The organism is Kutzneria sp. NPDC051319 (genome assembly GCF_040682195.1).
GTDB lineage: Bacteria > Actinomycetota > Actinomycetes > Mycobacteriales > Pseudonocardiaceae > Kutzneria.
On sequence record NZ_JBFBAM010000003.1, the window covers coordinates 209,725 to 224,520 of the forward strand.

The window sequence follows — 14,796 nt, forward strand, 5'->3', positions numbered from 1 at the left end:
TGCGATGAGGAAACTGGTGGCGCTGGCCCTGGTCGGGACGCTGCTGACCGGGTGCGGGCTGAGTTCCGGCTCGACCGTGCCGGTGTCGGTCGGACCGGGGTCGATCAAACCGGTGCTGTCCGGCGTGAAACTGGCCGTGGGGTCCAAGGACTTCACCGAGAACATCGTGCTGGGCTACCTTGCCGAGCTGGCCCTGTCGGCGGCCGGCGCGCAGGTCAGCGACCTGACCAACATCCAGGGCTCGAACTCGGCCCGCAACGCCCTGCTGGCCGGGCAGGTCGACCTGACCTGGGAGTACACCGGCACGGCGTGGATCAGCTACCTCGGGCACAGCGACGTGATCGTGGATCCCCGGCAGCAGTTCGACAAGGTGCGTGACGCCGACAAGGCCAACGGCGTCAGCTGGATCGCGATGTCCCCGGTCAACGACAAGTACGCCATCGCGGCCAACGCCGAGGTGGTCAAGAAGTACGGCGTGCACACGTTGTCGCAGCTGGCCAAGGTCGATCCGTCGGCGGCGACCTTCTGCCTGGAGACCGAGTTCGCCAGCCGCAACGACGGTTTTCCCGGTATGACGAAGAAGTACGGCATCCCGTCGGACAACGTGAAGATCCTCGGCACCGGCGCGGTCTACCAGGCCACCAAGGACGGCAAGGCCTGCAACTGGGGCGAGGTGTTCACCACCGACGCCCGGATCCTGTCGCTGGATCTCCAGGTCCTCGACGACGACCAGCACTTCTTCCCGCAGTACAACGCCGCCCTGACCGTCCGCTCCAGCGTGCTGGCCGAGCACCCGCAGATCGAGCAGGTGCTGGCGCCCGTGTCGGCCAAGCTGGACAACCCGACCATGCAGAAGCTGAACGCCGAGGTGGACGTGCAGGGCAAGGACCCGGCCGACGTGGCTCGCGACTGGCTGGTCAAGGAGGGCTTCGTGACCAGCAGGGACGTGCCGGACAGCAACGCCTAGCGGCGGGGCGCGCTCAGCACCTGCTCGATCTGGGCCGGCGTGGGCGTGGCGCCCGGCAGCGGCTCGCGCTGCTGGGCGTCGGCCCGGTAGCCGTCCAGCACGAGGGCGAGCGCGCGCCGCCACAGGTCGGGGTCGATGCGCTTGGAGTGCTCCAGCACCGCCCCGACCATCTCCTGGACCAGGGGAAAGTCGCCGACGCCGACGTCGGGGCGCAGCTGCCCGGAGGCGTGCGCCCGCCGGACCAGCTCGCGCACGGCCGGGCCGATCCGAGCCTGGGCCCGGCGGGCCAGGTCGGTGGTGCGGCCGTCGCCGGTCATCAGGTCCTTCAACCCCTTGTCGCCGGCTTGCAGCTCCAGGTTGCCGGCGATGAACGCGCACAGCCCCGACCACGGGTCCTCGATCAAAAGCGAGGCCTCGACCAGGGCGATGATCCGGTCCACCCGCTCGTCGAACAGCTCGTCGATCAGCTCTTGGCGGTCGGGGAAACGCCGGTAGACGGTGCCGACGCCGACCTCGGCCGCGCGGGCGATGTCGTTGTGGGTCACGTCGAGGCCAACCTCCGCGACCAGCGCGTTCGCGGCGGCGAGGATGCGCTGCCGGTTGCGCTCGGCGTCGCGGCGCAGTGGTTTCGACCCGTCCATGGGACCCATCGTAGCTGTCAAATGGATAAGCATCGTCCATGTGGATAGCTCGTATCCGTTTCGACTGCTACGGTCGGTCGCAGAGAAACGGAGCATAGCTATCCACTTCTAGGGAGACGATCATGAGCACCCAGATCCACCCGCAGGTCGACACCTCGACCGCCCGCGTCACGCTCGGCGTCGCCGCCGCGGCGGTGGTCTCGATCGCCCTGAACACCGGTGTCGCGCTGGCCGCGACCGCCCTGAGTCCGAACGGCACCAGCATGGGTCTCCAGCTGGTGGCCTACGCGCCACTGACGATCATCGGGGTGCTCGCCGGCACCCTCGGCTGGGCGCTCGTCCGCCGCCGCGCCGCGAATGCGCGAGCCACCCTGCGCAAGCTGGTGCCGGCGGTCGTCGTCCTGAGCTTCATCCCGGACGTGCTGCTGCTGGTCACCGGCGTGGCCGACGGGGTCAACTTCGCCGGCCTGGTGGTGATGCACGTGGTCGTCGCGGCCGTCACCGTGACGGCAGTCAGCCGCGTGCTGCCGCTCGTCGGCTACCGCAGGACCGTCTAGTTCACGCCGAGCCGGCGGAGCAGATCCTCTTCCAGCCGGTCCAGCTCCTGCCCGACGGCCTTGTGCGCGGCCTTGCGGCGGGCGCCGGGCATCCGCTCCGCGGCCCGCACGGCGGCGGCGAGCTGGGCGAGCCTCGCCTCGCTCGTGTCGGCGAAGGCCGGGTCGGAAGCGCGCAGGTCGGCGGCCGCCGCCGCGGCGCCGGCGATGCGGGCGTGCAGCGCGCCGCCACGGCCGGAGTAGGAGGCGAGATCCTTCACTTCGACGCCGAGGCGGCGGGCCCGCATCCGGTCGACGGCGTCCCGGGCCATCGAGGCGGCACGCAGCGCGTACGGCGCGACAACGGGCACGACGGCCGGCGCGACGACCTTGGCCAGGCCGATCATGTTCTTGGCGCGAGCGGGAGTGATCCGAGGCTTCGACCGGTTGCGTGCCACGCCTCGACTGTAGTCCGGCCGGTGGAGATCCACCGGCCGTCGACACGGACCCCGACGGGCGGAACTAGGCTGGTCGCCGTGACGTCTTCGGTGCTGCTCGACGCCGGTGTGGTGACCCGCTGCCGGCGGCGCGTGCACCTGGAGAACGACCCGACCATGGCCGACGCTCCCCGGGCCGCCCCGGACCCCACCGGCGAGCAGCGCCGCGCGGACGCGATGGCCCACCGCCGGCTGGTCGCCGACCGGATGGCCACGATGGCCGGCTCGGCCTGGACGGAGATCCCGCTCGACGCCAAGACCGCCGACCGGGAGCGGGCCACGGTGGCCGCGCTCTCCGCCGGGGCTCCGTTCGTGTGGGCGCCGCAGCTGCCGCGGGACCCGTCCGGCGGCCGCCGCGGCGGCATCGACCTGCTGGTCCGCGTGAGCACGGGCTACGTCCCGGTGCTGGTCGTCCGGCACAAGGTCACCGACCCCGGCACGGGTGCCCGCACGTCGCCGCTGAGCGAGCCGACGCCGATGGGCATCCGCTCCGACCCGCTGCGCAAGGTCCGCCCGCAGCCGCGCGACCAGCTCCGGCTGGCCCACGCCCAGCGCATGCTCCAGGCCAGCGGCTTCGCCGCGAGCGGCCGGTCCTACGGCGGCGTGGTCGGCATGGACGCCGACGTCGTCCTCTGGCACGACCTGGACGCGCCGACCTGGCCCGGCGCCCGGACCGCGCTGTCCGAGTACGACATGCGCTTCGCCGACCGGCTGGCCGTGGCCAACACCGCCTCGACCGGCGGCGAGCCGCTGGCCCAGCCCTCCCGCATCGTCGAATGCCGCAGCTGCCCGTGGTGGCCGGTCTGCGACGTGGCGTTGAACGAGGCCCGCGACGTGAGCCTGGTCGTTCGCGGCGAGGACGCGTTCGCACTGCGCAAGCTGGGCGTCTCCACCGTCGACGAGCTGGCGGCGATGGACCCGGCGACCAAGCTGGCGACCCCGTTGGTGGGTATGCCGCTGTCGGACGCCGTGATCCTGGCCCGCGCCTGGCTGCGGGACCTGACCGTGGTCCGCCGGGTGCGCAAGGTCCGTGTGCCGCGGGCCGATGTCGAGGTCGACATCGACATGGAGAGCTTCGGCGACGCCGGGGCGTACATGTGGGGCTGCCTGCTCACCGGCAAGGACATCGGCGAGCGGCAGGGCTACCGGCCGTTCGTCACCTGGGAGCCGCTGCCGGACGATGACGAGGCCCGGTCCTTCGGCGAGTTCTGGACGTGGCTGATGCTGGTCCGCACCAAGGCGCTCGCCCACGGCTTCACCTTCCGGGCCTACTGCTACAACGAGCTGGCCGAGAACCGCTGGCTGCTGTTCTCGGCCGAGCGCTTCGCCGGCAAGCCCGGCGTGCCCACCGTGGCCCAGGTCAACGCCTTCATCCGCGATCCCGCCTGGGTCGACGTCTTCGGCAGCGTCCGCGACCAGTTCCTGTGCGCCCACGGCAAGGGCCTGAAGATCATCGCCCCGGTCGCCGGCTTCCACTGGCGCGACCCCGAGGCCGGCGGCGAGAACTCCATGCGCTGGTACCGCGACGCCGTCGGCATGGACGGCGCCCCCGCCGAGGTCTCCCAGCGGCAGCGCCTGCTGGAGTACAACGAGGACGACGTCCACGCCACGCTGGCCCTGCGGGAGTGGATGAGCTCGCCGGCGATGGCCGAACTGCCCTTCGCCGGCGACCTCTGAGCGGGAGCTAGCGGGGGGCCATGCGCAGCGAGCCGTCCATGCGGATGACCTCGCCGTTGAGGTAGTCGTGCTCGACGATGGCCACCGCCAGCTGGGCGTACTCGTCGGGACGGCCGAGGCGCTTGGGGAAGGGCACGCCGGCGGCGAGGCCCGCGCGGAACTCGTCGGAAACGCCGGCCAGCATGGGGGTGTCGATGATGCCGGGGGCGATGGTCATCACGCGGATGCCGGAGGAGGCCAGCTCGCGGGCGGCCGGCAGGGTGAGGCCGACGACGCCGCCCTTGGACGAGGAGTAGGCGGCCTGCCCGATCTGGCCGTCGAAGGCGGCCACGGAGGCGGTGTTGATCACGACGCCCCGCTGGTTGTCGGCCAGGGCGGGAGTCTTGGCGATGGCCTCGGCGGCCAGCCGCAGCACGTTGAACGTGCCGATCAGGTTGACCTCGATGACCTTCCGGTACGTGTCCAGGTCGTGCGGGCCGTTCTTGCCCACGATCCGGCCCGCGGTGCCCACCCCCGCGCAGTTGACGGTGATGCGCAGCGGCGCCCCGGCGGCGACCACGGTGTCCACCGCGGCCTGCACCTGCTCGGGGCTGGTGACGTCCGCCTCGACGTAGGTCACGCCGTCGACGGCCTCGGCGTTGGCGACGGCCTTGGGCAGGTCCAGGGCGAACACCCTGGCGCCACGGGCGGCCAGCGCCCGAGCGGTCGCCCCGCCCAGCCCGGAAGCCCCACCGGTCACGATCGCCGCGTTGTCAGAGATCTGCATTCGGCGAGGCTAACCTGCTGGATCGATCAGACGTCGTGTCGGTCGGCGGGCCCCTGCAACAGCCGCAGCATCGCCAACAGCGGCAGGGCCACCACCAGCGAGCCACCCACGAACAGTCCCGCGAACTGAAGAAGTTCCATGTCAAACAGGGTGCGCGACGGCAGGCGGATCCCGCGTCGGCCGCAGGTGCCGTTTCGGCCTCCTACCGGGGGATGACGAGCATCACACTCAGCGACGACCCGGCGGACATATTTCGTCTAGCTGGTCCAGGTCGGAGGGGGTGAGCGTGAACTCGCCGGCGCGGGCGTTGGTCCGCACCTGCTCGGGGCTCGTCGCGCCGCAGATCACCGAGGCGACGGCCGGCTGCGCGGCCAGCCAGCCGATGGCCAGCCGCACCATCGGCGCGTCCCGCTCCTCGGCGAAGGCCCGCAGCTTCTCGATCCGGTCCCACGGCGCCTCGGCCAGCAGCCGTTCCCGGCCGGACAGGCGGCTGCCGACCGGCGGCTCGCCGTCCTGCCGGTACTTGCCGGTGAGCAGGCCGTTGGCCAGCGGGAAGTACGGCAGCAGCCCGAGCCCGAACCGGCCGCAGGCCGGCACGACCTCGCGCTCGACCTCGCGCTCCAGCAGCGAGTAGTGGTTCTGCGCGGACACCGGGGCAGCGACGTGCTCGGTCTGCGCGGTCCATGAGGCGTCGGCGATCTGCCAGCCGGCGAGGTTGCAGTGGCCGACGTAGCGGATCTTGCCCTCGTGCACGAGGTCGTCCAGCACGGACAGCGTCTCGGCCAGCGGCGTGCGCGGATCCGGCCGGTGCAGCTGGTAGAGGTCGATCCAGTCGGTGTTCAGCCGCCGCAGCGAGGACTCGACGGCCCGTCGCACGTAGCGGCGCGAACCGCGGGCGCCGAAGTCGGGACCGTTGAGGCCCTGCATGTCCACGCCGAACTTGGTCGCGATGACGGCGTGCTCGCGGCGGCCGGAGAGCGCTTGCCCCAGCAGTTCCTCGCTGCGGCCGCGGGGCGCGCCGTAGACGTCGGCGACGTCGAAGAACGTGATCCCGTTGTCCAGCGCGGATTCCACCACGGCACGGGCGCCGGCCAGCGTCTCCGTGGATGTCCCTGGGCGGCCCAGGTTGTTGCAGCCGAGGCCGACCGCGCTGACGACAAGACCGGAATCACCCAGGCGACGTTGCTCCACGGGCGGTCACCCTAAACCTCGGGTAGCGCCACCGGGTGTTCACCACCTGTACGGCCTAAGCCAGCGGGCCCGTCAACTCGGCCTGCGAACGTCGGCGGCGGAGACTCCTGCGACCAGGTCGGGGTGGTGCGAGGTGTTCGCTCGTCGAATCGCGGTGATCGGGACCGGGTACGTCGGTCTCACCACGGGGGCCTGTCTGGCCTCGCTCGGGCACCACGTGGTGTGCGCGGACGTGGACGTGGCCAAGGTGCGGCGGCTGCGGGCCGGCAAGGTGACGATCCTCGAACCGGGGCTGGCGGAGCTGGTCGCGGAGGGTCAGGCCGGTGGGCGGCTGGAGTTCGTGGTGGGCGCGTCGGCCGCGGTCGGCGACGCCGAGGTGGTTTTCCTGTGCGTGCCGACGCCGATGGGCCAGGGCGGCGCCGCCGACCTCGCCGCCGTCGAGTCGGTGATCTCCGAGGTGCGGACCATGCTCCCGGTGGGCAGCATCGTGGTGAACAAGTCGACGGTGCCGGTGGGCACCGCGGCCCGGGTGTCCGGCCTGCTCAAGCGCAAGGACGTGCCGGTGGTGTCCAACCCGGAGTTCCTGCGTGAGGGCACGGCGGTGCACGACTTCCTCAACCCGGACCGCATCGTGGTCGGCTGCGACATCCAGGACGCGGCCGAGCGGGTCGCCGCCCTGTACGCGCGGCTGGGCGCGCCGACGGTGCTGACCGACGCGGCCAGCGCCGAGATGGTCAAGTACGCCGCCAACTGCTTCCTGGCCATGAAGCTCTCGTACGTCAACGCGATCGCCGAGCTGTGCGAACGGCTGGGCGCCGATGTCGCCGACGTGACCGAGGGCATGGGCTACGACCGCCGCATCGGCCAGTCCTTCCTGCAGCCCGGCCCGGGCTGGGGCGGCTCGTGCCTGCCCAAGGACACCCAGGCGCTGCTCCAGGTCGCGGCGGCGGTCGGTTACGACTTCTCGCTGCTGCAGGCCACCATCGACACCAACACCCACCAGCGCGAGCTGATCGTGGCCAAGATCCGCGAGGCGGCCGGCGGACGGCTGCGCGGTCACCGGATCGGCCTGCTGGGCCTGGCTTTCAAGGCCGGCACCAACGACCTGCGGGACTCGCCGGCGCTGGCCGTGGCCGCCCTGCTGCGGGCCGAGGGCGCCGAGCTCACCGGCTACGACCCGGGCATCGACCACGAGGTCGACGGCATCCGGGTGGTGTCGGACGCGTACGAGGCGGCCAAGGACGCCGACACCGTGGTGGTGCTGACCGAATGGCCGGAGTTCCGTGGCCTGGACTGGTCCCGGATCGGCGATCTGGCCAGCGGCTCCGTCGTCGTCGACACGCGCAACCACCTGGACCCGGACGCGCTGCGGCGCTGCGGGCTGACCTGGTGGGGCGTCGGCCGTGGTCACCTGGACGTGGGAAATTCGCTGGCCGCCGTGATCTGATGGGGTCATGTTCACGACTCGCCCGGAGCTGACCGGCACGGTCGGCATGGTCGCCTCCACCCACTGGCTCGCCTCCACCGCCGGCATGGCGGTGCTGGAGTCCGGCGGCAACGCGTTCGACGCCGCGGTCGCCGCCGGCTTCGTGTTGCAGGTGGTGGAGCCGCATCTGGTCGGCCCGGGCGGCGACATGCCGGCGATCTTCGCGACGGCCGCGGACCCGACGCCCCGGGTGTTGTGCGCGCAGGGCGTCGCCCCGCGGGGCGCGACGATCGAGCACTACCGGGACCAGGGCCTGGACCTGGTGCCCGGCAGCGGCCTGCTGGCGGCGGTCGTGCCGGGCTCCTGGGACGGCTGGCTGACGCTGCTGCGGGATCACGGCACCAAGTCGCTGCGGGACGTGCTGGACTACGCCATCGGCTACGCCCGAGGCGGATTCCCTTTGGTGGAGCGGATTCCGGCCACCATCGAGGGCGTGCGGCAGCTGTTCACGGAGCACTGGCCGTCCTCGGCCGAGCTGTGGATGCCCGGCGGCGAGGTGCCCAAGGCCGGCACCCTGTTCCGCAACCCGGTGCTGGCCGACACCTGGGAGCGGCTGCTGCGTGAGGCGGAATCCGTTGGCGGAGACCGGGAAGCGCAGATCGAGGCGGCTCGGAGGGCCTGGTACCAGGGGTTCGTCGCCGCGGAGATCGAGGCGTTCAGCCGCAAGCCGCACCGTGACGACTCCGGCCGCGACCACGCCGGCGTGCTCACCGGGCAGGACATGGCCACCTGGTCCGCGACCTACGAGGACCCGGTGACCGTGCAGGTCGGGGACCGGACGCTGGCTAAGTGCGGACCGTGGAGCCAGGGTCCGGCGCTGGCGCAGCAGGTGTTGATGCTGCATGAGCTGCGGGACCGGCTGGCCTACGTCGACGGCGTGCCGACCGCGGAGACCGTGCACCTGGCCATCGAGGCGGCCAAGCTGGCCTTCGCCGACCGCGAGGCCTGGTACGGCGACAGCGCCGACGTGCCGATGGACGACCTGCTGTCCGCCGAGTACACCGCCTCCCGGGTGGCGTTGATCGACGACCGCGCGTCGTTGGAGCTGCGGCCGGGCTCGCCGGGCGGGCGGGCGCCGCGACTGCCGTCGTACATCGCCGAAGGCCGGGGCGTCGGCGGCGGCGACTCGCCGATGAACGCGGCAGTCGGCGAGCCGACGGTGACCCGCGACGGCCAGATGCGCGGCGACACCGTGCACATCGACGTGGTGGACCGCTGGGGCAACGTCATCTCGGTGACGCCGTCCGGCGGCTGGCTCCAGTCCTCGCCGACGATCCCGTCGCTCGGCTTCGCGCTCGGCAGCCGGGCCCAGATGTTCTGGCTGGAGGAGGGCCTGCCGGCCTCGCTCGTGCCCGGTCGTCGCCCGCGCACCACGCTGAGCCCGTCGCTGGCCCTGCGCGACGGCGCGCCGCTGGCCTTCGGCACGCCCGGCGGCGACCAGCAGGACCAGTGGCAGCTGTGCTTCTGGCTGGCCCACACCGTGGGCGGGCTGAACCTCCAGGCCTCGATCGACGCGCCGATGTGGCACTCGGCCGCGTTCCCGCTCTCGTTCTATCCGCGCAGCTGGCAGCCCGGCGAGCTGGTGGCGGAGTCGCGCCTCGGCGCCGAGGCCTTCGAGCAGCTCCAGGCCCGTGGGCACCGCGTCGTGGACGCCGGCGAGTGGGCGCTGGGGCGGCTGTCCGCGGTCTCCCGCGACTCGGCGACCGGGCTCCTGTACGGCGCGGCCAACGCCCGTGGCATGCAGGGCTACGCCGTCGGGCGCTGATCAAGGTTCCACGTGGAACGTAGTTCGCATTGCCGCTTCGTGACGTACGCGCGGCGGCGGGCGATGTCGTAGCGTCGGCGGCGTGCCACACGGTCGGGCGAGGAAGGCCGCGCTGCTTCCCATACCGCTCGCGATCGGCTGCCTGCTGATCGCCGGCTTCACCTCGCGCTGGCACGAGCAGACCGTGCACTTCACGGTGCTCGGCGTGGCCTGGATGCTGTCCGGCGCGGTGCCGCTGTTCTGGCGCGACCGCTGGCCGTACACGGTGTACGCGCTGTCGACCGTGCTGGCGTTCAGCTACCTCTACTCCGACAACCAGGGCGCGCCGACGCCGATCTTCCCGGCGCTGGCCCTGTACGCGCTGGCCAAGCGGGTGGGGCCGGTCCGGTCCAGCATCGCCGGGCTGGTGCTGCTCGCCGGCTTCGCGGCGGCGCAGCTCGCCACCGGCGGGGACGCCACCGACGTGCGGTACGTGGGCTTCGTGCCGGTGGCGATCTCCATCGGCACCGCGGCCCGCAACGTGCGGGCCAGCCGGCGGTCGCAGCACGAGGTGTTCGAGGAGCGGGCCCGTCGGATCGCCGAGGAGGAACGGCTGCGCATCGCCCGCGAGGTGCACGACGTGGTCGCGCACAGCCTGGCCATGATCAACGTGCAGGCGGGGGTGGGTGCGCACGTGGCCGACCGGCGGCCGGAGGAGGCCAAACAGGCGCTGCTGGCGATCAAGGAGGCGTCGCGGGCGGCGCTCGTCGACCTGCGGGCCACCCTCGGCGTGCTGCGTTCCGGCGAGGACCGCGCGCCGGCGCCGAGCCTGGCCCGTATCGACGAACTGCTCGGTTCGGCCCGGGGCGCGGGGCTGTCGGTCGAGGTCAGCGGTGATCCCGGGGAGCTGCCGGCCCCCGTCGACTCGACGGCGTACCGGATCGTGCAGGAGGCGCTCACCAACACCGTCCGGCACGCGGTGGAGGCGCGTAGCGTCAGCGTGCGGTTCTCCCGCGACGACGGCAGTCTGGTCGTCGAGGTGCAGGACGACGGTCGCCCGGTGGAAACCGAACCCGGCAACGGTGTTCGCGGCATGCGGGAACGGGCGCTGGCGCTCGGCGGCACGCTGCTGGCGCGGTCGCGGGACGAGGGGGGATTCGTGGTTCGGGCGGAGCTGCCGCTATGACGGTCCGGGTGGTGCTGGCCGACGACCAGGCGCTGGTGCGGGCCGGTTTCCGGCTGCTGCTGGAGACCGAGGACGGGTTCGAGGTGTGCGGCGAGGCCGGCGACGGCGCGCGGGCCGTCGAGCTGGCTCGGGCGCACCGGCCGGACGTGGTCGTGATGGACATCCGGATGCCCGGTGTGGACGGACTCGTGGCGACCCGGCAGATCACCGCGGACCCTGCGCTGGCCGGCGTGAAGGTGTTGGTGCTGACCACTTTCGACGTCGACGAGTACGTGTTCGAGGCCCTGCGCTCCGGGGCGTCGGGCTTCCTGTTGAAGGACACCGAGCCGGTGGATCTGTTGCACGCCATCAGGGTCATCGCCGCCGGCGAGGCGCTGCTCGCGCCGACCGTGACCCGCCGGCTGATCTCCGAGTTCGCCAACCGGCCCGAGCACCGCCGCCCCGACCCGTCGGCCCTGCGTGAGCTGACCGACCGCGAGCGCGAGGTGTTGGCGTTGGTCGCGGGCGGGTTGTCCAACGAGGAGATCGCCGAGCACCTGGTGATCAGCCCGGCGACCTCGCGTACGCACGTCAGCCGGGTGATGACCAAGCTCGGCGCGCGGGATCGGGCGCAGTTGGTCGTCCTGGCGTACGAGTCGAAGCTCGTGCGACCGCGCGAGTAGTACGGCGCGGTGCCGCCTGTGAGCGGACGCCGCTACGGCTTTCCGTGGTGAGCATTGTGCGTCGTGTATGTGATCGCACTTATCGCGGAATTCCTGACTTCCTTGCTGCTCATCGTCGCGCTGGCCCTTCGCCGGTGGCGCAAGTGGACCGTGGGCGCCCTGCTCGTGCTCAAGGTCGCCGTGGCGGTGGTGATGCTGACCTACGGCTTCGAATTCGCACTACGGCCGTTGCGGGACCTGGCGTTGCTGGCCGTGGCCTTTGCCTTCCCACAACGGCAGAAGTTGCTCGTCGTCGCGGCGGCGGCCGCTTTCGTGCTGGATCTGCTGCTGCCCCAAGCAATTCCACAGTGGACCGCCGTTGCGCTGTTCGCGGTGGTGGGCCTGCTGACCGTGCTGCCGGTGCGACGCTGGATCGCCCCGGTGGCGCTGGTTGTGTTGGCAGGCCTCGGTGTCGCGGTCTGGATTCCCGCCTCGGCCACGCCGACGACGATGAACATGGGCATGCCGGCGATGCCCGGCATGGCCATGCGCAGCGTCACCCAGCTGACCGGTTCGCCGACCACCGGGCCGGTCAAGAAGATCACCATCACCGCCGTTCAGAACGGCGACCGATACTCCTTCAACCCCAGCGAGATCCATCTCCGGCAGGGCGACGTGCTGGACGCGACCCTGGTCAACCGGACCCCTTCGACGCCGGTGACCATCCACTGGCACGGCCTGGACGTGCCCAACGCCTACGACGGTGTCGCCGGCATCACCCAGGACGCCGTGAAACCGGGCGGCAGCTTCGAGTACAGGTTCCAGGTCAACCAGGTCGGCACCTACTGGTACCACTCGCACGAGGACACCAAGGACGAGGTGGTCCGGGGCATGTTCGGGCTGCTGGTCGTGGAGCCTCGGACCGGGCCGGTGGCCGACGTCGACCAGGCGCTGTCGATCCACACCTGGGGCGACAAGCTGTCCTTCGGCGACAACCCAGGCGTGCAGATCCGCCCGGTCAAGGCCGGTTCCTCGGTGCGGGTGCGGGTCGTGAACACCGACTCCGAGGTGGACAGTGTGCACGTCACCGGCTCGCCGTGGCAGCTGGCCGCCGTCGACGGCAACGACCTGCACGAGCCGGGGGAGCTGACCGATCAGACGGTCCCGATCGGCGGCGGCGGGCGGGCCGACATCCAACTGACCATGCCGAACCATCCCGTCCGGGTGTCGCTGGTCGGCGAGGACTCGCCGGCGTACGTGCTCAGCCCCGACGGGCGTTCCACTGTGGACGCCTCGGCGCCCGGGCCCGAGGTCGACCTGATGCACTACGGCAGGCCGGCACCGGTTTCCCTTGGCACGAACTACAACCGTGACTACACGGTCGACCTGGACCAGGGCATCGGGGCGTCGGGATTCAAGTGGACGATGAACGGCGGGGTGTTCCCCGACGCCCCGATGCTGATGGTCAGCGAGGGTGACACGGTGCGGGTGACGTTCCGCAACCTCAGCCTCGGCGAGCATCCGATGCACCTGCACGGACACGAAGTGCTGGTGCTGTCCCGGGACGGCGTCGCGTCAGCGGGCAGCCCGGTGTGGCTGGACACCGTCTCGGTGCAACCCGGGGAGTCGGTCACGGTGGCGTTCAAGGCCGACAACCCCGGGATCTGGATGGATCACTGCCACAACCTCGGCCACGCCAAGATCGGCATGGTGATGCACCTGGCCTACACCGACGTCACGACGCCGTTCGTGGTCGGCGACGGCAACAACCCGGAGTGAAACAGCTGCCGCTCCAGGGCGGCCTTGGGCTTCGCGCCGACGATCGTCGCGATCACCTCGCCGCCCTGGAACAGCAGCATCGTCGGCGCCGCCATCACCTGGTGGGCGCGGGCCGTGGCCTGGTTGGCGTCCAGGTCCATCTTCACGATCGTCAGTTCCGGGTGCTCGTCGGCGATGCGCTCCAACACCGGTCCCACCATGCGGCACGGGCCGCACCACGTCGCCCAGAACTCCACCAGCACCGGCTTGTCGCTGGTCAGCACCCGGTCCGCGAAGTCCGCGTCGGTGACCTCTTGCAGCATGAGTCCTCCCCTTGGTTGCGCTCGACCGCGGCGGCGACCTGCGCCCGCACCGCCTGCAGCCGGGCGATGCAGTCGTCCAGTTCGTCGAGCTTGCGGCGGTACACCGCCACCGAGGCCGGGCACACGTCGCCCGTCGGATTGCCCGCCCGCAGGCACTCCACGAACGGCCTCGTGTCCTCCAGCGCGAAGCCGATGGCCAGCAGCGAGCGGATCTCGTTCACCGCCCGCAGGTCGTCCTCGTCGTACTCGCGGTAGCCGTTGGCCGTGCGGCGGGCCGGCAGCAGGCCCTGCTCCTCGTAGTAGCGGAGCGAGCGGGTCGTGGTTCCGGCCCGGTCCGCCAGCTCGCCGATGCGCATGCTGACGACCGTAAACCTTGACGCCGACGTGAAGGCCAGCGTTCATACTCTGGACTTGATGAGCATCGAGATCGCCGCCTACCTGCGCGCCGGCCGCCGCGACCCGGTCCGTGTCGGCCCTTTCACCGTCGGATTCTCCGAGACCAGCGACAATCCCTACCGCAACTACGCCGTGCCCGACGACAACGCCCGGCCCACCGCCGAGGACGTCGCCGCGCTGATCGCCGCCTTCGAGGCACGGGGCCGCACACCGCGGCTGGAGTACCTGCCCAGCGCCTGCCCGTCGGTGCGGTCCGCGTTGGAGCGGGCCGGCTTCGTCGAAGAGGGCCTGCTGCCCGTGATGACCGTGCCGACCCTGATCGAGCCACCGGCCGTGGCCGGTGTGGAGCTGGTCGCCGCCGACTCCGACGACACCGTACTGGCCATGGCCACCGCTTTGAACCTGGCCTACGGCGAGCCGCCGCCCACCGAGGCGGATCTGGCCAGCCACAAGGGATCCCGCGACCGCGGCGGCTACGCCCTGCTGGCCCGCTCCATGGACGGAGAACCCGTCGGCGGCGGGCTCATCACCGTGCCCATCGACGGCGTCGCCGAGCTAGCCGGCATCGGCGTCGTCCCTTCGTGGCGCCGGCGGGGCATCGCCGCCCTGATCACCCACCGGCTCGTCCAGGTCGCCCACGACATCGGCGCCCGGCACCCGTTCCTGATGGCCGCCGACGACAACGCCACCCGCGTCTACACCCGTGTCGGCTTCGAGATCACCGGGCGCGTCCTGCACATCTCCCGCTGACGGCTTTCCCGCCCCCAGCAGCGCCTCCGCGTCCAGGCCCAGGTCCTCGCGCATGGCCCGGCGCATGACCTTGTACTCCCGCTGGGCCTCCCGCCACAGCGTCCGCTCCTCCTCGCCGTGCCGGTTGACCAGCAGCTTCGTCGCCAGCGTCGACCGGCGCACCAGCGACTCCCGCAGCATCGCCCTGATCCGCTCCGGCGCGTGCACGTTCACCGCCCCCAGCGAGCTCCGCGCCTGCGC

15 protein-coding genes are annotated in these 14,796 nt (G+C 71.6%); 9 read left to right on the forward strand and 6 right to left on the reverse strand.

Annotated elements, in window-relative coordinates:
• Window positions 1–4 precede the first annotated feature (4 nt).
• The gene (locus tag AB0M73_RS04510; protein WP_363886710.1) at window positions 5–967 is read left to right on the forward strand and encodes a glycine betaine ABC transporter substrate-binding protein; all 963 of its coding nucleotides are present in this window, start codon (window positions 5–7) and stop codon (window positions 965–967) included.
• Here AB0M73_RS04510 and AB0M73_RS04515 read toward each other — a convergent pair.
• The gene (locus tag AB0M73_RS04515) at window positions 964–1,608 is read right to left on the reverse strand and encodes a TetR/AcrR family transcriptional regulator (protein WP_363886713.1); all 645 of its coding nucleotides are present in this window, start codon (window positions 1,606–1,608) and stop codon (window positions 964–966) included. The genes AB0M73_RS04510 and AB0M73_RS04515 overlap by 4 nt on opposite strands.
• A 122-nt stretch (window positions 1,609–1,730) precedes the next feature.
• Here AB0M73_RS04515 and AB0M73_RS04520 point away from each other — a divergent pair, with 122 nt between their 5' ends.
• The gene (locus AB0M73_RS04520; RefSeq protein WP_363886717.1) at window positions 1,731–2,165 is read left to right on the forward strand and encodes a DUF6069 family protein; all 435 of its coding nucleotides are present in this window, start codon (window positions 1,731–1,733) and stop codon (window positions 2,163–2,165) included.
• Here the strand turns inward: AB0M73_RS04520 and AB0M73_RS04525 are convergent.
• A complete protein-coding gene (locus tag AB0M73_RS04525) occupies window positions 2,162–2,599 on the reverse strand; it encodes a DUF6474 family protein (RefSeq protein ID WP_363886720.1) in 438 nt (145 codons plus the stop codon). The genes AB0M73_RS04520 and AB0M73_RS04525 overlap by 4 nt on opposite strands.
• Window positions 2,600–2,677: 78 nt before the next feature.
• Between AB0M73_RS04525 and AB0M73_RS04530 the strand changes: the two genes are divergently transcribed.
• Window positions 2,678–4,315, forward strand: a complete 1,638-nt coding sequence (locus tag AB0M73_RS04530; protein ID WP_363886722.1) for a TM0106 family RecB-like putative nuclease — start codon at window positions 2,678–2,680, stop codon at window positions 4,313–4,315.
• Between the two features lie 7 nt (window positions 4,316–4,322).
• Here AB0M73_RS04530 and AB0M73_RS04535 read toward each other — a convergent pair whose 3' ends face one another.
• Both AB0M73_RS04535 and AB0M73_RS04540 read right to left on the reverse strand, forming a co-directional pair.
• Window positions 4,323–5,081: an SDR family NAD(P)-dependent oxidoreductase gene (locus AB0M73_RS04535; RefSeq protein ID WP_363886723.1), complete on the reverse strand. Its 759-nt coding sequence runs from the start codon at window positions 5,079–5,081 to the stop codon at window positions 4,323–4,325.
• 228 nt (window positions 5,082–5,309) lie between these two features.
• On the reverse strand, window positions 5,310–6,272 hold the full coding sequence (locus AB0M73_RS04540; RefSeq protein WP_043720418.1) for an aldo/keto reductase: 963 nt from the start codon (window positions 6,270–6,272) through the stop codon (window positions 5,310–5,312).
• Window positions 6,273–6,405: 133 nt separating this feature from the next.
• Between AB0M73_RS04540 and AB0M73_RS04545 the strand changes: the two genes are divergently transcribed.
• From AB0M73_RS04545 to AB0M73_RS04565, 5 genes are all read left to right on the forward strand, one after another.
• Window positions 6,406–7,719, forward strand: a complete 1,314-nt coding sequence (locus AB0M73_RS04545; protein ID WP_363886727.1) for a UDP-glucose/GDP-mannose dehydrogenase family protein — start codon at window positions 6,406–6,408, stop codon at window positions 7,717–7,719.
• Between the two features lie 7 nt (window positions 7,720–7,726).
• Window positions 7,727–9,523 (forward strand): gamma-glutamyltransferase family protein, encoded by a 1,797-nt coding sequence (locus tag AB0M73_RS04550; RefSeq protein ID WP_363886729.1) that lies wholly within the window; start codon window positions 7,727–7,729, stop codon window positions 9,521–9,523.
• 82 nt (window positions 9,524–9,605) lie between these two features.
• Window positions 9,606–10,688 (forward strand): sensor histidine kinase, encoded by a 1,083-nt coding sequence (locus AB0M73_RS04555; protein ID WP_363886732.1) that lies wholly within the window; start codon window positions 9,606–9,608, stop codon window positions 10,686–10,688.
• On the forward strand, window positions 10,685–11,350 hold the full coding sequence (locus AB0M73_RS04560; RefSeq protein WP_363886735.1) for a response regulator transcription factor: 666 nt from the start codon (window positions 10,685–10,687) through the stop codon (window positions 11,348–11,350). The genes AB0M73_RS04555 and AB0M73_RS04560 overlap by 4 nt, the downstream gene beginning before the upstream one ends.
• Window positions 11,351–11,419: 69 nt before the next feature.
• Complete coding sequence (locus AB0M73_RS04565; protein WP_363886737.1) at window positions 11,420–13,108, forward strand: multicopper oxidase family protein; 1,689 nt, start codon at window positions 11,420–11,422, stop codon at window positions 13,106–13,108.
• On the opposite strand, the gene trxA is transcribed toward AB0M73_RS04565, so the two are convergent.
• Window positions 13,054–13,410 carry a thioredoxin gene (gene trxA / locus AB0M73_RS04570; protein WP_052395422.1) on the reverse strand — a complete coding sequence of 119 codons (357 nt, stop codon included), beginning with the start codon at window positions 13,408–13,410 and terminating at the stop codon, window positions 13,054–13,056. The genes AB0M73_RS04565 and trxA overlap by 55 nt on opposite strands.
• Window positions 13,365–13,766: a MerR family transcriptional regulator gene (locus AB0M73_RS04575; RefSeq protein ID WP_052395421.1), complete on the reverse strand. Its 402-nt coding sequence runs from the start codon at window positions 13,764–13,766 to the stop codon at window positions 13,365–13,367. Before AB0M73_RS04575 ends, trxA begins: the two co-directional genes overlap by 46 nt.
• 58 nt (window positions 13,767–13,824) lie before the next feature.
• Between AB0M73_RS04575 and AB0M73_RS04580 the strand changes: the two genes are divergently transcribed.
• Complete coding sequence (locus AB0M73_RS04580; protein ID WP_363886739.1) at window positions 13,825–14,556, forward strand: GNAT family N-acetyltransferase; 732 nt, start codon at window positions 13,825–13,827, stop codon at window positions 14,554–14,556.
• Window positions 14,557–14,796: the final 240 nt, after the last annotated feature.

Coding starts and splice junctions, on each gene's coding strand:
- AB0M73_RS04510 (WP_363886710.1), top strand. CDS start 5: ATGAGGAAACTGGTGGCGCTGGCCCTGGTCGGGACGCTGCTGACCGGG.
- AB0M73_RS04580 (WP_363886739.1), top strand. CDS start 13,825: ATGAGCATCGAGATCGCCGCCTACCTGCGCGCCGGCCGCCGCGACCCG.
- AB0M73_RS04550 (WP_363886729.1), top strand. CDS start 7,727: ATGTTCACGACTCGCCCGGAGCTGACCGGCACGGTCGGCATGGTCGCC.
- AB0M73_RS04535 (WP_363886723.1), bottom strand. CDS start 5,081: ATGCAGATCTCTGACAACGCGGCGATCGTGACCGGTGGGGCTTCCGGG.
- AB0M73_RS04575 (WP_052395421.1), bottom strand. CDS start 13,766: ATGCGCATCGGCGAGCTGGCGGACCGGGCCGGAACCACGACCCGCTCG.
- AB0M73_RS04560 (WP_363886735.1), top strand. CDS start 10,685: ATGACGGTCCGGGTGGTGCTGGCCGACGACCAGGCGCTGGTGCGGGCC.
- AB0M73_RS04515 (WP_363886713.1), bottom strand. CDS start 1,608: ATGGACGGGTCGAAACCACTGCGCCGCGACGCCGAGCGCAACCGGCAG.
- trxA (WP_052395422.1), bottom strand. CDS start 13,410: ATGCTGCAAGAGGTCACCGACGCGGACTTCGCGGACCGGGTGCTGACC.
- AB0M73_RS04520 (WP_363886717.1), top strand. CDS start 1,731: ATGAGCACCCAGATCCACCCGCAGGTCGACACCTCGACCGCCCGCGTC.